The 502-nt window shown below is 64.9% G+C and carries 1 protein-coding gene; it reads right to left on the reverse strand.

The window, feature by feature from the left end:
* Positions 1–502 (reverse strand): 3-keto-5-aminohexanoate cleavage protein (locus tag HX869_RS31265; RefSeq protein ID WP_178904187.1); only part of this gene is annotated, 502 nt, incomplete at both ends.

A 502-nucleotide genomic window follows, 5' to 3' on the forward strand; every position in this document is an offset into this window, starting at 1 on the left:
CCCGCGCACCCAGGCGGCTGAGGATCTCGCTGGCGCGTTCCACCAACTGGCCGTTGGTCGCCAGCACGCCCTTGTCCAGCCAAAGGTTGTCTTCCAGGCCGACCCGTACGTTGCCGCCCAGCAGCACTGCTTGCGCCGCCATCGGCATCTGCATGCGACCAATCCCGAAGCCGGCCCACACCGCGTCAGCCGGCAGGTTGTCGACCATGGCTTTCATGGTGGTGGTGTCGGCCGGCGCGCCCCACGGGATGCCCAGGCACAGCTGGAACAGCGGGTTGTCGAGCAAGCCTTCCTTGATCATCTGCTTGGCGAACCACAGGTGACCGGTGTCGAAAATTTCCAGCTCGGCTTTTACGCCCAGCTCTTGAATACGTTTGGCGCCAGCCCGCAGCTGGGCCGGGGTGGAGACGTAAATGGTGTCGCCATCGCCGAAGTTCAGGGTGCCGCAGTCCAGGGTGCAGATTTCCGGCAGCAGCTCTTCCACGTGGGCCAGGCGGGTCAG

The organism is Pseudomonas sp. P7779 (assembly GCF_013386315.1).
Lineage (GTDB): Bacteria > Pseudomonadota > Gammaproteobacteria > Pseudomonadales > Pseudomonadaceae > Aquipseudomonas.